Origin of the sequence: Chryseolinea lacunae (assembly GCF_016735595.1) — a bacterium.
In the GTDB taxonomy this organism is placed as follows: Bacteria; Bacteroidota; Bacteroidia; order Cytophagales; family Cyclobacteriaceae; genus Chryseolinea; species Chryseolinea lacunae.
Window position 1 is genome coordinate 118,925 of record NZ_JAERRB010000017.1, and the last position, 18,923, is coordinate 137,847.

At 45.4% G+C, this 18,923-nt stretch carries 9 protein-coding genes; 1 reads left to right on the plus strand and 8 read right to left on the minus strand.

Features of this window, described 5'->3' with window-relative positions; genetic code table 11:
- Nucleotides 1-71 precede the first annotated feature (71 nt).
- Both JI741_RS30350 and JI741_RS30355 read right to left on the minus strand, forming a co-directional pair.
- On the minus strand, nucleotides 72-1,046 hold the full coding sequence (locus tag JI741_RS30350; RefSeq protein ID WP_202016077.1) for a transketolase family protein: 975 nt from the start codon (nucleotides 1,044-1,046) through the stop codon (nucleotides 72-74).
- A complete protein-coding gene (locus JI741_RS30355) occupies nucleotides 1,047-1,889 on the minus strand; it encodes a transketolase (protein ID WP_202016078.1) in 843 nt (280 codons plus the stop codon). It lies immediately after the preceding gene.
- Between the two features lie 435 nt (nucleotides 1,890-2,324).
- Here JI741_RS30355 and JI741_RS30360 point away from each other — a divergent pair, with 435 nt between their 5' ends.
- Complete coding sequence (locus JI741_RS30360) at nucleotides 2,325-3,593, plus strand: S1 family peptidase (RefSeq protein ID WP_202016079.1); 1,269 nt, start codon at nucleotides 2,325-2,327, stop codon at nucleotides 3,591-3,593.
- 669 nt (nucleotides 3,594-4,262) lie between these two features.
- Here JI741_RS30360 and JI741_RS30365 read toward each other — a convergent pair.
- From JI741_RS30365 to JI741_RS30390, 6 genes are all read right to left on the minus strand, one after another.
- Nucleotides 4,263-5,084 carry a hypothetical protein gene (locus JI741_RS30365; RefSeq protein ID WP_202016080.1) on the minus strand — a complete coding sequence of 274 codons (822 nt, stop codon included), beginning with the start codon at nucleotides 5,082-5,084 and terminating at the stop codon, nucleotides 4,263-4,265.
- A 32-nt stretch (nucleotides 5,085-5,116) separates the two neighbouring features.
- On the minus strand, nucleotides 5,117-5,962 hold the full coding sequence (locus JI741_RS30370) for a GNAT family N-acetyltransferase (protein ID WP_202016081.1): 846 nt from the start codon (nucleotides 5,960-5,962) through the stop codon (nucleotides 5,117-5,119).
- 888 nt (nucleotides 5,963-6,850) lie between these two features.
- The gene (locus tag JI741_RS30375) at nucleotides 6,851-7,423 is read right to left on the minus strand and encodes a hypothetical protein (RefSeq protein WP_202016082.1); all 573 of its coding nucleotides are present in this window, start codon (nucleotides 7,421-7,423) and stop codon (nucleotides 6,851-6,853) included.
- A gap of 30 nt (nucleotides 7,424-7,453) precedes the next feature.
- The gene (locus JI741_RS30380) at nucleotides 7,454-13,882 is read right to left on the minus strand and encodes a DUF6443 domain-containing protein (RefSeq protein ID WP_202016083.1); all 6,429 of its coding nucleotides are present in this window, start codon (nucleotides 13,880-13,882) and stop codon (nucleotides 7,454-7,456) included.
- Nucleotides 13,883-13,924: 42 nt separating this feature from the next.
- On the minus strand, nucleotides 13,925-17,509 hold the full coding sequence (locus tag JI741_RS30385; RefSeq protein ID WP_202016084.1) for an RHS repeat domain-containing protein: 3,585 nt from the start codon (nucleotides 17,507-17,509) through the stop codon (nucleotides 13,925-13,927).
- Between the two features lie 55 nt (nucleotides 17,510-17,564).
- Complete coding sequence (locus JI741_RS30390; protein ID WP_202016086.1) at nucleotides 17,565-18,701, minus strand: NUMOD4 domain-containing protein; 1,137 nt, start codon at nucleotides 18,699-18,701, stop codon at nucleotides 17,565-17,567.
- Between the last annotated feature and the right edge of the window lie 222 nt (nucleotides 18,702-18,923).

Here is an 18,923-nt window from a genome sequence, read left to right on the forward strand (position 1 = left end):
TCAGCCACCCATCGTCACACAAAAAATCATAGTCTTCTTCATATCCATAGATTGTTACAGAATATCGGTGATCATTTCCGTTTCAGAACTTTTTGAACCTGCAGAACGATGTTGGCCGCATCCAGTTTATACTTCTTCATCAATTGATCGGGCTTGCCACTCTCGCCGAATGAATCATCCACGGCTACATACTCCATCGGCACGGGCCTGTGTTTTATGAGAAGCTGTGCAATGCTGTCGCCCAGTCCTCCAATCCGATTGTGTTCTTCGGCAGACACAACACATCGGGTCTTTTCCACCGAAGTCAAAACGGCATGTTCATCCAGCGGTTTGATGGTGTGAATGTTTATTATTTCAGCATCAATGCCCAGGCGCTCAAGCTCATCAAGGGCTTGAATCGCTTCCCACACCAGGTGGCCGGTAGCAAAAATGCTCACATCCCTGCCATCTTTAACCTTCCACGCTTTTCCGATTTCAAACCGTTGGTCGGCATCGGTAAACACCGGAACAACAGGCCTGCCAAACCGCAGATACACAGGTCCCACAAAATCGGCAATAGCAAGGGTCGCCGCCTTGGTTTGATTATAATCGCACGGGTTGATAACCGTCATCCCGGGAAGCATCTTCATCATTCCAATGTCCTCCAGAATCTGATGTGTGGCACCGTCTTCACCCAGGGTAAGACCGGCATGCGATGCGCAAATTTTCACATTCTTGCCCGAATAGGCGATAGACTGACGAATCTGGTCGTATACCCTACCCGTTGAAAAGTTGGCAAACGTTCCCGTGAATGGAATCTTTCCTCCAATGGTCATCCCTGCAGCAATCCCCATCATGTTTGCCTCGGCAATACCAATCTGAACAAAACGCTCGGGAAAGGCTTTGATGAAATCGTTCATTTTCAACGACCCGATCAAGTCGGCGCACAACGCTACCACATTAGGATTGCGTTTCCCGGCTTCCAAAAGCCCCGCACCAAAACCCGAACGGGTATCTTTCTTTTCCGAATAGGTAAACCGTTTTGTTTCTATAGTTTCAGCGCTCATCTAAAAGTCTTTTAAAGTTGAATGAAGTTGGAGCAATGCGTTTTGAAGTTGTTCGTCGTTGGGGGCAATGCCGTGCCAGTGGTGAGATCCCATCATAAAATCAACGCCATGCCCCATGTTGGTCTTCATCAGAATCATGACCGGTTTCCCCTTGCCCAGGCGTTGTTTGGCTTCCTCCAAAACCCTGAGCACGTCTTCCATCTCATTGCCATGCATGGCCAACACATCCCAACCAAAAGCCTCCCATTTTGCCCGAAGGTTTCCTAAAGAAAGCACGCGATCAGTCGGCCCGTCTATCTGCTGACCATTCACGTCGATTGTCGAAATGAGATTGTCCACCTTGTTATGCGCGGCAAACATAGCGGCTTCCCAAATCTGCCCCTCCTGCAATTCGCCGTCACCGTGAAGAGAGAAAATGGTGTGTTTGTCTCCATTGAGTTTCTTCGACAGCGCGGCGCCGATAGCCACCGACAGGCCTTGTCCCAACGAGCCGGAAGCGATGCGAATCCCCGGCAGTTTTTCGTGCGTGGCCGGATGTCCCTGCAGTCTTGAATTAAGCGTCCGGAACGTTCCCAATTCTTTCACATCAAAATATCCCGACCGCGCAAGCACACTATACCACACCGGAGAAATGTGACCGTTAGACAGAAAGAATAAGTCTTCGCCAGGACCGTCGATATTAAACCCAGGGTCGTGTTTCAAATGATGAAAATAGAGCGCAACCAAAAAGTCCGTGCATCCCAAAGATCCACCGGGGTGGCCAGACTGGCATTTGTGTACCATCCGCACAATATCGCGACGCACCTGCGTAGCGATCATTTTGAGTTCGTTGATGTCAACCATATCCTTTAATTGATCAAATTTATAGTCATTTTGACTATAAGTAGTACTATAAAAAAACCATCAGGTAGCTGTTGAGTTTCCATGATGGGATGTATTCCGATCGCGGGCTGCAATCGGTTGTGTAAAATTAAATGTATTCTTTACATTTACAAGCCCTCAAGAAATGCTGATAGATTTTTCTTGTCCCACCTTGGAGATTCCGACCCCATTCACCACTTTGTTTCAGGAGGACGTGACCAGCTAAAGTTACCAGAGGACTTGAGCTTCGTCTAGGTTTCGAACCACTTGATTGCTAGACCTGTTTCTGGTCAAATGGTGGCGGAATTGGGTGGTCACGCGATTTGGAAATTGATGGTCAGGGCAAAACGGAAAAAGATGGTCAGCCTCCGGTTTTAGAGGGACTTGAAATTATAATGCCGCTATAAAGGTTTTTAAATGAACTACGCAAAAATCGTTCAAGAGAAGTTCAACAACGCCAGGCAGATTTGTCGAGTTATTCAAAAGGGGTTTTACGCTATTGTAATTATTTTTGAACGTGTTGAGCCTCTCGATGAGGTAATCGGTATTCTTAAATCGCGAACGCCGGAGACGCGATTTGAAGTACAGGTTGCTGGTACTCCCGAATGTGCTGAATTGAATTTCAATTTTCCAGATGGTGAGCAGGCGAGAATATTTGTCGGTGATAAATTCGAGGAGTGGTTAGACGAAATTTTGTTGAAGGACCAAAATGCTAAGATTAGCATTTTGGCCGGCTATAAAAAGGATGGGCGCTATGACTACTTTATCAACTGGCCGAACATTCAATTGAATGCAAAGAGAGCCCGGAGTTTTGAGCAACTGTCTACCCTCGATCCTTCGCTTCATTCGGTGATAGCAATTAGTGCTGTTGAGCAGCAATCTTTTTGGCCGTTTGGTAGCGGCGTTATGTTAATGGAAGGGTATGCTGCTACTGCTCGCCACAATATTATCGGTCTTTATAATCATTACAATGATTATCGAAAAATAGGCAACGATGTTACTGGGACCGTTACAATTCGTGGTGTAGGTTTAGTGGCAGTTCATAACTATGGAAACGGGGATGTCCCGGCACTATGGACAATTGAATCAGCGCATTTTGACGCACTATCAGATGTTGCCATTTTAAGACTGTCGCCTCGAAATGACGTCGCCGAAAAATACCATTGGAAAGGCTGTCCAAAGTTAAATATCAACCCGCCAAGGCTGAATGAAGTCATCAGTGCTTTTGGATTTACAACCTTCGATGAGTCGGAATTTAAATCTAACCTAGACCACGTCATCCTCAATTTTATTTCCAAAGATCAGTACGATTTGTGGGCTGCCGTAAAAGCAAAGGGCGTAGTGTTGAACATATTCTCAAAACACAGGGATAGGGGCATGGTCAGTTTTCCTTGCTTCAAAACCGATGCAGATTTTAAACATGGAATGAGCGGCGGACCCATTTTTGATTCAAACGGGAATCTTGTTGGTATTATATCGCAAGGGTCAGTACCAATTGCCTTGGGTGAAACTGAATCTTTTGGTGCGTTACTGTGGCCTTTACTACGAATTGTCGTTTCAATAGAAGGTAAGACGCGGTTTTTGGATATCTTGAAAGAGTCTCCAGTTGAAGTTATCGGAATTGAGAATTTAGTTTTAAATGCTGATGGATCCTTTGATTTTCGCACCATTATCAGAGGTTTTTAAGGGCTTTTAGCAAAAGGCTTTCTAATCAGAATAGGAAAGGGCCCGGCGTTAGCCAGGCCCTTGGACTCCTACTCAAAAAGTCTTTTCAAATGGTTCACGGTAGCATTGGTCGTGTGTATCGTGGAGATTCCGACCCCATTGACCACTTTGTTTCAGGAGGACGTGACCAGCTAAAGTTACCAGAGGACTTGAGCTTCGCCTAGGTTTCGAACCACTTGATTGCTAGACCTGTTTCTGGTCAAATGGTAGCGGAATTGGGTGGTCACGCGATTTGGAAATTGATGGTCAGGGCAAAACGGAAAAAGATGGTCAGCCTCTTCGGATTCTCCAGTAGGTCCAAGTAGACATCGTTCGCACAACGCGGGCAACGAATTCCATAGCCAGTGGGAATCCACACCTTACTATTATGAATAGGATTAAAGTCCCTCGGAAAGACTGGTATGAATGGTTCGTTTGTTGCTTTCGTCCAAGGAATAGGAACTGGGTTGCCACATGATAGGCAATTCAAAGAGACAGGCAGATCACCCGGGATATGAGTAACGAAACGATCCATGTGGACTAAGGCAATTTAACGCTACTCCGAGATTCTGCAAAGAATCCAATTCGAGCATAGATTCATTTCGGTTCGAAGGTCACAAAGACAACTATTTCTGAAAGTCATTCTGGTCGCTAGCGCACGGTACCAGGAAGGCTATCAGCAATCGTTGGATTGTTTCGTCCTTTCAAGATAATAACATCGAATGGGCCGCCGACTAATTTTGTATCGGCGTATTTGCTATAAACATCTCCAATGAACTTCATTTTAAACTGCACAAACTTTGCCAAGGCATCATCTCGCAGGCTTGTCAACTTTCCAAAGTCATGATGTTTGACAATTTCCTCAAAAACATTATCCAAATTCTTCCAGGCGGCTTCATGAATTCTGAAATCACCGTTTCGAAATATAGTTGTACTCTTAACCCCTTTCACTGACGCGTGGGTTGATCCATCCCAACCAATGCCCTTCGCATGTTCATTGAGAAAATCGGCATAAGGGTCCTTATAACCATAGTTCACCACTTGATATTCGTTTCCTGTCCACTTGCAGTTAGAGAAATGGATAAACTCTGGTTCACCAGAACTACGGTACCCCGCAAAATGGAAGCCAGACGGTTCTCTTTTGAAGTTATCAACTGGAACACGCCTATTCAGTTCATCTTTTAGCGCCTTTGCAAAGTCCATTAGATTGTCAATTGCGTGTTTTCGTTTAATGAAGTTAGGCAGCCAATTAAAATAAAATTCTGCATTGCCCTTCTCATTTATTAGCATCGTATTTCCCCAATAGGATAATGAGGCATTTAGATGCTCGATCTTAAATAATTTCTTGCCTGTTTTATATTTTCGCTTTGCATTGGCCTCCTTTCGATAGGTGAGCCTTCTGTCAGCCGTTGATATGATGAACGAATCATCAAATCCATCAACTAGGTGAATCTCGTTTGTTATCAGAGTCATAGCTACTCATAGTTTTCCCGCGCATTAAAACCCTATTCGTCTTCGTGTCGCCTTGAAAGAGAACACCAACGGTAGATTGACTGGTATCCAACTTTTAAGAATACTCGACTTGTTATGTTGTTATCCTGGTCAGCCACTAACCCACACCTAAGACTGCCAGTTTCAAGCAGACGACTAGTCAACGTATGCAGTAAGAAATACGCATAACCGTTTCCTCTTCTGTCGGGTTTAGTAAAAAGACTACCAAGCATAGGTTGCTCTTGATCGTCGTTTATAATGCTTATGATGCCTACAATTCTATCCTCGACGCGCCATGTAAAGATAGTTCCATCGATAATTCCCTGCATTGCCGTCGCAGCTACACCTTCATCCTTCATGCGACCGCCGCCTCTAAACTCTTCCCTATAATAAGCCAATTCCATTTGTATGATTTCCTCCGAATCGTCGATCTCTGCATGAGCCATTTCTCCAGTGAACCGACCATTTGCGGGATTTGCCTCACGGCATTCCTCCAAAAGACGGTTCTTAAAAACCTCGAAGTCAATTTGGTTAGATCTAAAAAGGGCCTTAATGAGTTCACTTTCACCACAAAATACCCTTCGTTCAATTTCTTCGCCAATTCGTTCTGAAAGCAACGGCAAGACTTCATTGCCCCAACCACGCCCGTAAATGTAATATCCATCTCTAGTCCACAAGACAAATATGCGTAGCTCTCCATCCTCTACTATACTGAAATAATCATGTAGTTCGGTGGCTCCACTATGGAGCTTGTCAATTACGTTGATGAGGTGATAATGCCTAAAGTAGTCGCTATAAATGAAGTTTCCATTTATAGCGAGAAATTCCCGTGGTGTTGCATGTCGTACAATTGAATACATCTCGCCGAAATCTTAGTGGTGATACGCTTGGATTCGGATTCGTTTGGACGTTCCTGCGGACGTCAACGTTCTAACGTGTTCCATCCCGTTTTCGTAGTTCATCTCTCGTTTGTTAACCGTCCTCAAAGCCGCGATCAAGAATCACCTGCTGAAACCTTGCATATCTATTCATAAAACGAATGCACGAGTTTGTAACCTTCAAGGGCCGATCGTCGGGTTGGCGGTGATAGTAGCTTGTCTTCATATTTTTCGCCGAGAGCATCAATATTTGAAAGCCGTTATTTAATAATTCCCAAATTCCATGTAACGCTAACAAAACCCCCTATCCGGGTTGCATTTTCAACCGGCACCTCTGTTGGTGCATATGCTTTCTTGAATTTCTGGCCCTCATAAAATCTTCCGTCTAATACTTTCGCTGTTGCGATCGACATGCCGCCTCCTGGAGAATCCGAAGGGGGTGACCAACTTTTTCCGTTTTGCCCTGACCATCAATTTTCAGATCACGTGACCACCCAATTCCGCCACCATTTGACCAGGAACTAGTCTAGCAATTAAGAGGTTCGAAACCTACGTGAAGTTCAAGTCCTCAGGTAACTTTAGCTGGTCACACCCTCCTGAAACAAAGTGGTCAATGGGGGTCAGAATCTCCAGCTACGCCGAGGAGCAACCAGTTTCTGTTTAAGCCCATTCTAAAAAGGGTGATATTGTGATCGTACATTTGATGTATCTTGGTGATCCTAAGCTCGTTTCGGGTAGGCTCACCTTCGATCACCCGCAGGCTGTCATCAACGATAATATTTCCTTTAAATTAGTGGAGCTTCCAACAAATCGACCTTATTATTTGATGACGGATCACGAAGCGAAAGTTACCTTCGAATGCCACAGTTTTCATAGTTCAATTGGTTCATAGTCAATCCCGGTAAATTTTTCGCGTTTTAGTTTCGCCTGGGTTTCAATACCAATGATTATCAGTGGATTTTTCTTATCATACGAGCCAAAACAAAGGTCCGATGAATAAAAACCATCCTTCAAGGGCTTACTGATACCAATTAATGTAGGAGGGTCTGTACCAACTAGAGTGTCGTAGTTTTTACACACTGGGCATAGCTTACCAAAACGCGATTTGACTTTCTTAGCATCAAAAGGTAGTATTTTTCGCGTGATGAAATGGAAGAAGTTTGGTTCTCTTTCAAATTCTTTGAACTGAATATTTTTATAACCCTCCCGAACACAAAACTCTTTAAACTTAAGAGACGTAATAATCCCAATATCGTAAGGACAGGAAAAATCATACGTTTTTCGCTTCAATTTAAAAAATGGGTTGTGGTAGTCAAAATCCACGATATAGTGACATAGAGGACATCTTTCAGGTACTGCTCTGTCGTCAAGCATCACACTGTCGTTGTCCAGAGGGGTAATTACATACCCAATAATCGCTTTGGTTTTTTTATCTTTCTTCATAGTAATACCTCCGAAGGAAGCATTCACTTATCAATCATTTTCCTTTTTCTTGTTTCTTTCATTGACTTGGTCAAAGAAGTCTTTTGCTGCCTTCTTAAATTCTTTTCCGACGGTCCTATAGAATTTAGACAAGGCCTTGATTATTTGCTCTTCCGAAAAGTTTCTCCTTATACGTTGACCGCTATTCCCCGGGCCCGGCGACATGGTCTTCCCATTTGGAGCTTTAAATTGTTTTAAAAATTCATTTAATTTTCGATGAAGTTTTTTGTGGGCAGCCGCCGACATCCTTGTCAGTTTTTGATTTACCGCGCCACCTAGAAACTTCATCCATGAATGATGATCATTATATTTCCCGAAAAATCTTAAGACTTTGGAGCCTCCTTTCGCCTCAGGCCCAAAACCGGGTATGGCAGAAACTGTTTCCCATGCAATATCGGTACCCGACATCTCATTCCCAAACCTGTCCTTACCGGTAATAACACCAAGCAAGGCATTGTATCCACATGCCAACGGGTTCCATTCGTTTACTTTTACCAAGAATTTTTCTGTCGGTGAGAAATTATCCTCAACTCTGCCTCCCCCTTCGTCTTCCTTTTCCCCATTGCTCTCGTCACCCTGCCCGTCGCCACTTCCGTCAGATGGGCTAACCGAAATTTCGTCAAGCAAGACAACATCATTTTCGTTACTAAATGTTTTCGGATCTATGTCATGAACCTTCACAGTGTCCATCCCACTTGGATCTATTGTGTTTATAGGGTCATTACCCAAAAAGCTATATGGGGATTGATCAAAATAGAACTCAGCATGAGGATCTTGTGTGGTTGTCCGGCCGAGTACTGCGTCATATTGCCTCCATTCAAAATCATAAAAGTCTACGTCCAAATCGTCGATAAATTGTTTTTCCTCAAATAGCAGTTTCTGCGGAAAACTTTTCTCTCGTGAATAGTCATTGAAAGTCAATCCAAACGGATAGTAGTCATCTTGTTGGATAATCGGCGAAACCGTCTGAGTAACTTTCATGTCATCAAAAAACACTTCTATAGGCGTAGCCTCCTCGTTACTTAAATAGATGTAAATATACCCAGCTTGCTTTATTAAAATATTATCGAAATACAGTCGCTCGTGGGAAACGTCATTTCCAGTTTCCTTTGGGGTGGCTGACAGGCGCTTGAACCCTCCGGTGACAAAATTATAACTCCGGTCGAACACCAGATAGTTTAGATATGCCTTTGGACCTCCTGTGCTGCCCGTGGTGTTAAGCAATCCTGCAAATGGAAATGATGAGGTACTGGTAGCATATCCACCCCCGTCGACCACCGTACCAACTGGCGCGGTGCCCGCCGCAATTTGCGTTAGCAGAGTATTCAGGGCAGCAGTTCGATTTCCTGAATTGGTGTCAACGTATTTGGCGTACACCTCCATGCTTATTTGGTCACCGGGCATTACGCTCAAAGATCGTGCTATTCCGTATTTTTCATTGGCCGAACCATTCAAACGTTCGGCATACCCAGTGGCCGTGCCATTGGTATGATCAAACAAGGAGGACTGGACGCGTCGAGCATTTGCAATTCGTAGGAATTTGGATTGCTCCCAACCCAAGCGTGAATTCTCCAGCGTGGCAACAGCGGTATCCAAGGCAACGTTTGTTGTAAAAGTAGCGCGAACGTTGTCTAAGTGATCTTTTAGGTTGTATTGGTATTCTGGCGTAGCAGCTGTAAGCATTACGCGACCTTCAGGATGCGTTGCGAATTTTAATGTATCATTCTGGTAAACAAATTCGGACACGTAATCTGTTCGTGTTGTTTTTTGAGGCGTCGTTACCTGCACAAAAAGCTTTCTTCCGGTGGCATCATAGACATTTGTAATCGTATTGTTGGTCCCTTTATAGATCAGTCTCGGCTGGTCCATCGATTGATAGACGATTCCAGCTGTTGCACCGTTGGCTAAGCCCTTATTCAGATCCGTGACCATGTTGCCATTTCCGTCGTAAGTATATTCATTCGCTACCTTGGTAAGTTCTTTGAAGCCAAGTTCCTGTGCATTCATTGCCACCGCATCGTCCACCCGGGTTAAGAGATTCCCTGTGTAGCTATAGGTGAGGTCATCCATCAATCCATAGGCGCTACCCGTAGTTCTTCCGTATCGTTTCAGCTTAAGAATGTTGCCGTTTCGATCATACCCCTTCAAATTCTTTCCCCCAATCGTTTCTGTAAATCTTCCATTTTGTGCGGCAACATCGAGATTGAAATACCTGGCATCCTTTAGTCGACCAAGGGTATCATAGAAGTAGCCGTAAGATTGAAGATTGCCCCCACCGGTTTTCCAGATAGCTTCCGTTATTGCACCATTGTATTTCTTATCACCACCGTTGGCTGAAGGGTCGAAATACTTAAGCGACATAGCAAATAATTTAGGATTGGTCTGAGGATCATTAATACTTTGGAGCCATCCACGAATATTATACTGGTAGTCGATAGTCTCTCTCGCGTCACTTGCCGTTGCGTTCGTGCTGTGTAACCGTTTCTCCACCGGTTGACCGATTTCATTATAGTTTGTTCTGCTAATCAAAATTTTAGGATTACTCCCCACCTGATGCCATTGATTTGTTTCGTGAAGAAAGTGGTCGTACTCGGTTTCATAGTTGATGGCTATTGATTTAGTTGAAAAGGAAGCCTTAGCATATGCAATCGAGGCCGTTCCTGAATACAATACTGCGACCGCATTCAAGGATGTTGTAGAACCGGTAGTTGATGGGGCAAGTGCCACACCGTTTTTCTTGTAGGTGATTTGATTTCCGATTCGCTCTATGCGCAGGGTGTCACCAGAGCAATAAGTACCAACGGCTGTGTAGATACCAGCCTCTGCCTTAACTAAATTTCCGCCCCCCTGTAGAATCAAACCATAGTTAACGAGAGCAGGGTTTCCATTAGGATTCGTTGTTCCCAAACCAAACATGCGATAGTTCCATTCTTCTGACGCACTAATTTCCAAAAATCCATTGGTGTTTGCCGGCAGGCTTTCGTTGGAGACTGCGCTTGCATCCCAGGTATTCGCAGCACCGCCCCGTTTGACAATTTTATTTCCCTCAACAGAAGCGTTGACTAGATTTTTCCAGGAGATTGCTTTTGACTCATGATTGGATTTTGATTTTGTCAACTTCACAAAATCGTAAAGGGATGAAAATCGATCCTTACCCCCTTTATAGTTGTCAATGACCGACTGAATGACTTCATATTGATCATCATAGTAAAAGCAGCTGGATAACCATTGCAGTTCACCAAAAGCCTCGCCATCGAGCACCCTAACTTTAATACCCGTCATATAGCCCTTCACAAGCGATTGTGCTGTACTTGGCATACCTGTGATCTCCGCGGGTTGATAAGCATAGTCGCTGGGTTTTCGAAGTGAAGTCTTAAAACCGTAGTCGTCGTAGTACACAACGGTTAAACATTCCGTGGGCAATAATTGGTCTGGGTAAGATTTGTTTGTGTAGCCATGCATATCGGTGCCTCGCTCCTCATACCATGCTTTGCCGGCGGCTAGATTGTTGTAAAATGAATTGATGTAGGTTTGCACAAAGGCTGGCGTCCATCCATAGGGATCCGGCAGTGTTGCCGTGATAATTGGTCGATCCTGATTATCATATTTTATCACTGACCACTCTCTCGGCGACTTCGCTCGCTGCACACCATCCTGCGTCATTACAACGCGATCTCGGGGGTCGTAGGTAATATAAACTGGCTCGGCACCCGGAGACCATTTTTCGATTACTCGGTGACGGCTGTCAAAAACATACCTGAATGCAAATTTTCGTATTTCCGTCTCAGAAGGAATATAGGTATCACTCGAATAAACCTGCAAGCTAAGTTCAGGTTGAAAAATGTACCGCAAATCACCAAAATCATCATACAGGAAGTATGTGCTGTTCCATTGTTGAAGATTATTTAAGTAAGCACCTGCCCCACCTTGAAGCTGGGATTTTCGTAGAACAATTTGTCCCTGTTTGTCAGAATATTCACGGGTCATGTTACCCTCCTCATCAACTTTCACGGCCACCGTTAATTGGTTTGTGCTATAGTAGCCGCCAACTTCGATTGATCCCGCATTTACTTGGTGCCGCGCGATTTTTCCAGAACGATAAACTTTCCACGCGATGACTTTTTCGTCTGTCGTATTGTTTCCCGTGCCATGAACATTTGTGAGATACGAATATTTCACAAACTTATTACTTCCACCCGAGTTCAATGGAGCCCAAGCTTTTCCAGGACCATACTCTTTGTCTACACGACCCAATGGCGAAGGTTCAAATTTGATCATTGAGAATGGTCGGTTGTCGTCGACAACTTTGTCCGTTCCTGTGGTGTTATAAAAATTATACTGAGGCGATGTTGTATAAGTTGGACCAAGTGCGTCTGCTTTTAAATCCCCGCTGTTGTCGACCGCAACATATGGCATATATTCAAGTGCTTCACGTCCAAATTGGTCATATGCATAAGGCGTTACAATGTCCCGTTTGTTGTTCATTGAACCTTGCGTCACAACGCTTTGGAGCGGTCGCCCCAAACCGTCGACGTATTCTGTTGTCTCAGTGCGGCTACCTACGGGTAATGCTGTAACGTTGGCTGGATTTGGTGTTGGCGTGAGTAATGTCTGGGTGCGTACATAATTATAGTTGTTCTTAGGGTACACAATTACTTCAGCGTCGCTAGTCACGGTCTCCCCGGTGTTGTCCGTGCCCGTTAACCTGAAAAGGTAGTATCCAATCACAAGGTTTGTGAGGGTTAATTTCGAGGTTGCATTGCGAGTATTAAGATTAGTATTGGCAGTAGCCAACGTGGCAGCAGGGCCAACTATTTTTGTCCATGCCATCCCTGTAATTGTGCCGTCAGTGTCTGGATCGTTTGCAGCCCCATTCAACATCAGCGTTGTGGTCGGTAACGCTATGGATTGATTCCCACCGGCGCTCACCATGGGTGGTGTGTTTGCAATGAGTGTGACCACTGCTGAAGTCGTTGTACAGAGTTTAGTCACTGTCACCTTATAGCTTGCCAGGGTTTTGGTCGAGAAAGAAGCCGTATTCCAGCCGGGCTCAGCGCTGGTAATGGCCACATTGTTTCGGTACCACTGATACGTTGTGCCTGTGGGGCCCGGTGTGGTAAGGGCGACAGTCTTGGTGCAGCCCGTACACACTCTTGCTGTGCCTGCGGGTGTGGTGACTACGTTCGGCAGGGGGTTCACCACAATATTGAGAGGTGTCGACGTAGCATCGGCCTGGTTGGTCGACAGACAGCCACCATTCGAATTTATGCCTGTCACGTGCAGTGAGATCACTTCACCAGCGCTATATTCTTGTGCCGAGCTGGCATTGTCGGTCACGGGGATAGTAATGGTCTGGGTCGTCTGCGAAAGGGTTGTGCTCCCGATTTTCCAAGTGTACGAGGTCCCTACTTGAGAGGAGCGCACCGTGATGCTCTCACCTGGACAGTAGGTATACTTATTGGCCGGTATCACAATGTCGAGTGTCGGCGCTGTGCTTTGTGCAACGTTCACATAGGCCAGATTTGGTGGAAAAACCTTTGGCAAATCTGTGCACCATTGATCCGACATCACTTGCACACCAATATCAGCGTTGTCGGTAGGGTTGACGTATACGTGGTTGGGATCCGTTGTAGTTTGTCCATAGCTGCCCAGATAAAGCCACCGATAGCTCAGGTTCGACACGGTCGTTTGCACGCTGATATGGGCATTTAGGTTTGGGTGGGTGGCCGCACAAATTTCACCATCATCGGTCCAGTTCGCAGCAACAATCGTCTTGGGGGTGATATAAAAACTTTTGGTTGGAGAGTTTCCTGCAGAAGGGCTAGCACATCCTGTGTAGTTGTTTACTTTCACGTAAACTGTATGCCAGCCAGATGCTAGATTGCCTGCACTATTATATTGGGGCACATTGTTTTGTGTTCCTGTAGTAGAAACAGAATAGAAAGGTGTAGGACTATTATCCAGGTAATAGGAGTAGCTGGGATTTGGTCCGGGGTTTGGACAAGTTGCACTAAAATTGATATACCCATCTTCGCAGATTTGAGTTTCAGCAATGTTCACGGTCGGCGTCGGCGCAGCAACGCTTGCCAAAATCGAAAAATGGACTGTGTTGGTCGTTCCCGTTGTGGCTTGCTGCATGCATTGATAGCCGGCATACACCTGCACATCGGCTACGGCACTGCTCCATCGAACATTCACAGAATTGTAGCCGCTACCAAATTCCTTTTCCGTAGGCTCTGGATAAAAATGCCACCAACTTGCGTTGGGCACCACTACCCCTGTGCAGTTGCTACCTCCACCGCCAACATAGAGTGAAACCCAGTTTCCTGCGCACGTGTTGCTTACCGAGGACAACGTTTGCGCGGCAACAGGTAGCGAACAAACCAAAACAAGCATAAAAGAGATGTATAACGATTTCATAGGTTCTTGGAATTGAAGGTGACTCGAAACGCGCCGGGCTGACTATGGTTGATAGCGATAGTAGTAGTCGTACATTTTCAAAATATTGAAGTTAGTATCGCGTGTAAGCTTGAGTCGCCCAAAAGTGTCGTAGCTGTAAAACAGTCCCTTGCCATTTGGATCAATAGTTGAAGTGGTGCCTACGTTGGGGATATAAGTATAGGTATTGATCTGCGCATCCTGTGGATAGATACGGACGTCATCAATTGCGCTGCCCTCACTCAGGATCATAGACGTACTACTGTAAACCTTTTGGATATACACCCATTTGTTGGACGCATCCAGGTAATAATAATCCAAATAATAACTTCGGGCATTTGGCTTAGTGAAGGCTACCGTATAATCACCGCTAAAGTAAGCTTCGCCGCTATGGGCCACACTGGCGTTGCGCACAACGCCTGTCGTTGTATTTTCTTCAAACGATTCGGCGAGGAATTCAATAGTGCCATAAACGTCAGTTCGGGTGGTATATTTGGGATAGATGATCTCACCGCAGGCGCCTACCCCGCCGGGTGTGCCGGGGGCGTCATAGACCGTCACTGTCAGGTAGCTATCACCCACGGCCGCGCCATTCATCGTGTACGTCCCTGCGCCGCAGGCTCCGGTTGGCAGAAGGCCATTGGCCGACCCGGCGCCCGTGCAATTAAAGTTTGTTGATACGCTTCCCGGAACGCCTAGTTTTAACGTCACTGGCCCGGCGTAATCAATCTTAAAATTATAAGTCGCAGTATATGTGTTGGCTGACGACGTGCCCGGCGAAATTGCCAAGCTTCCCGTTGATGGAATTTTTGTGGTCACAATTTTATACTGTGTATTTTGAGCATTCACCACCTCAGCAATGGGCACCGAACCATTATAGCCATATAAATAAGAAACAATCTGATTGTTGTCTTTTTGTGCCATCTGCAAATTGCCGTCATAGTCGTAGCTTAGTAAACTAAGGCGTTGTTTGTAACCTCCGTCCATGGTTACACCATTCTTCGCAGCATTGATGGATACCTGGACATAGCTCGATTTGCTAATGGCGGTGTCCGATTCCCAAAGATAGATTTTGTCGGTCACCACAAAACTCGTATCTGCAGTGTGTTGCCTGAATATTGTTACTTGTCCGGACACCACACGCTGGTTCGAGTTGTCGTTCTTTTGCAGATACGAGTAAGATTCAAGCGGAACACCCACAATATGCTTTCGTCGCATCATCGCAATTCCTTTTGCAGTGCCGCTGGTCGCCGACTCGTTCATAGGTTGCATTTGAAAGGGGTAGCGGTTCACAACTACACGCTGCTCGTACCCATTTCCCTGGGTGGTGGTGACATTTGTAACCTGGTAGTTTGCTAACTCATAAGTCTTAACCGTCACCTTTTCCACAAACCGATTCACATTGCCATTCATGTACGTCTTTTCAGATATCGTGGTAGGCAAGAACACACCCGTGGACTGAATAAAGGCCTGCGTTTTAAAAGTTTGGGTGTAGTAGCGATTGGATGAAGAGCAAATGTCAGCGAAACAGACTTCATCAGCCCGTGGAGAAAATCGAAACACGCCAAGTCCAACTGTGTTAGCGGTTTCCTGATAGGGCGTATAGGTGGTAGACTGTGAATACACAATTGCGCCCAAGCTGTCATAAACAATCTTACTCGTCAGTTGCCCCCGTTTCCATGCATAGCTGTTGTGGTAATATTTGTTCGAGCCTTGAACCAGTTGGTCTGCAGGATCTGTCACGGAATTGTAGGAGTATATGGTTTTCCCTAATTTTCCGTTCGAGCCATTCTGGAGGTATTCGGTCACCGAAGAATACAGCACGGGAGCCGCGTCAAATGCATCTTGATAAAATGACGAATTGGACTGGTAAGTGCGTAGCCGGTAAGTCAGGTATGCATCCTGTGGAACACACGCCTCTTCATGCCACGCTTGTTCAGTAAAATAAGTGTATTGGTAGTCCGAAAAATTAGGAGTACCATAACCAGACTCGCTCGCCCCATATTTATACGCCTTCACGGTTGCGGGTGCTGTCAGCGATTCAGCACTGGTAATGGCTGTCACACGAAGTCCCCCAGTCAGTGTCGGTGTCGAACCATTCAAATAACGATTGGCCTCATAGTCAAACTTTGTATAGCCGCCGGTAGGAAAATCGATTCGTGAAAGCACACCTTCCTTCATCAATGTTTCATTCACGGCACGGTTGGTTGCTCCACCAAACGTCTTGGTTGTAGGTGCTCCCAACACATCTTGATAGTCCACCGTTCGCGGAAGCAACAAATCTGTATTTGACGCGCCATTGTAGTAACCCCAAAGATCTCGGCCATTCAGAGTCGCGTCTGTGCCTGCCGTCCACGAAAATGTATTGGTCGTATAGCTAAGCTTATAGCGTTGAACTACCACACCTGCATTGTCCTGAAAAGAAACAGCATCAAGCTTAAGGGCCGTATTTTGCCCACCCGGATTCTTGAAATAAGAATAGCTGAACTTTACGATTTTCTGCAAGGTGTAGGTGCCCGCTATCAATCCATAAATCTCAATCCGGTCCAGAAACTTCAGCGGCCTCGCGTCCAATGGATTCACGTCCAGTCGTGTTGTGCCAAGAAAGAATCGGACAAGACCTGTTTTAAACTTAATCGAATCCACCCCGATCTGACCAGCCGTAATGTCTATCGTTGTCTTCTGAGGTGTATACAACTGCGTGGGACAGGGTTTTAAGCTAGGCCCGCCCGTGCCTCCAGTTCCAGGCACACTTTGACAGTTGTCCGTAATAATATACGCATACGTCAAATCCTTCATTCGTGCATCGCCGACATCCTGGTATGTCATCGAAATATTGTCGCGCGTGTTTGGGGCGATCATATCGGTCATATAATACGCCGTTGTTGCATGGCTCTGTTGACCACCTGTGTAGGTCACTGTATTCTCGGTTGGCTTGCGATTTCTTTTGTCCATCCCATATCGAAAGAGATTCCCCGCCGCATCGGTCAATTCAAATTGAGTTCCGGGCACTGTTTGCTTGAGTACAATGGGTGCATAAGGGATCAGAAACGCCAGACCGTTGTTCAGTTTAGGTTTTCCTTGGTCGTAGGCCGCAGTATTCAAGAACATCGCCTTGCCCGAACCACCTGGGTAAGAGTAGCCATAAACGTCAGGCTCGGTGTCCATGGAACCATTTGCAACACTTTTGAGATATTCGAAGTCAGTGCACGTGCTCGCATCTGACTTAAGTGGATAGTAGTAGAAGTATTCTGAATCGGTCATGCCCTTCACACTTGCCGATATCTGCCCACCTGCCGACAGGGCCCATCCCAATCCAACCCAACCTGAAACGTCCGTTGGCTTGAAACCCGCCGCATGATAATTCAACGTGATGGGCAATGTAAGTGCGCCACTTTTTACCTCATATAAGGGAATGGATATTTGAGGAAGCCCACTGAAATGACTCACCTGATAATCGCCAAACTTTCCTAATGAAGCAACGTTTGGTGAAGGCGGTAGTGGCCTTGGCATTAATTTATTTACAGCATCTTGCTGGCTGACGGTTTGCGCAACCACCTGCGACAATGCCAACCACATGGCAATGCCACTTAGGAACAACTTCCTCATAGAATTAAATTATTTTGACGGGCTCAAAAATTTTATTGAAATACTTGATCGGCTATTACACTAAGAGTAAAAAAACACCCCTCCAAATGGATGTTAGTGGCGGATTCCCATCCTTGTAGTATACCCGCAAGTTGGTATCCGCAATATCATACCGTTTCACGAACAGAAAATATACGAGCCGTGGAATGGACACCTGCTTTTTTCTTCCTTCAACGGCCATAGAGGCAAACGTGGAACCTGCAACCCATTTTCCTTTTCTATCTTTCCTGAAGTCAACGATGATTTTTTGAATTTGCTCCGGCATCCACTTCTGCTGTAACCCCTGCGTGATTTTTCCAAGGGCCTTTACCCTCCCATAGTTTGAGACCAAGTATAATCCCTGATAACCGGGAGCCGCTTTCCATTTTTCTCCTGCCATGCTGGCAAGGGACAAATTAACAATGGCGGGGATCTTACTTTTGTCCGTGTATCTGATCTTGAGCCTTTTTGCTAGCGCCGTGTTTATTTCGCCGCGTTCAGTGTTACGCCGGATTTTAGTTAAACTCAAATTCCTGTGGTGGATTCCGGCCCTCCAAAAATATCCCTTGAACATGTGTCCCTGGCCACTGACGACTTCGGCTATGTTACGGCCATTAAAACCTGTCAGTCGTCCTGCCTCATACATGCTTGGAAAATGAGCGATCACTTTGCCCTGTCCGTCAAATTGGGTGACCGGCTTACTGAGTACTGACAAATGACTGATGGCGCGCTTTTCTTTGTACGAGGCCAGTTTGATCTGGCTGATGGTTGTCTTTACCAGATTGGAGATATGCGTATTTCTTCCATCATGATCCTTGAATGAAATCAGCTCAGTAGAATGGTCAAGATTAAATTTCCCTTTAAATACATAGTAGGTCAGGCGTGGCAACGAGTAATGGTAGGCAATTGCATCCCGATAAAGCGTCATGCCCAAGCTATAGATATTTTGTTTTGTTGTTTTGTTGATTTTAACATCAACTTTTGCCCTTCGGATTTTTTCTTTGGACATGTAGCTCCCGCCACCGGGAGAGTTAAGCATCATTTCGCGAGAGAGCGATTTAACGCGCCCATAATTGGATATCTCGTATAAGCTTTCAAACTCAGGAATAGGTTTCCATTTCTCGCCAGGCAGATTTATCAGGGAATGGTTTTGATAGGAATAAATAGTTTTCACCTTGTCAACAACTTACTTTTTTGTAGACAAGAACAACAAACTGAGGCATTAAGACAACGGACATTTTATTTTGTTTGGAGCCGTTGACTCTATAGTCCACGTTGTAACATTTGAAAATAAGTATTAATGCTATTTACATATCATGGGTTGGCTTTCAACTTCCACGACAAGATCTACTATCGCTAATCGCATGCCCCTGGCTGCTTACAAAAGGGGCGATCA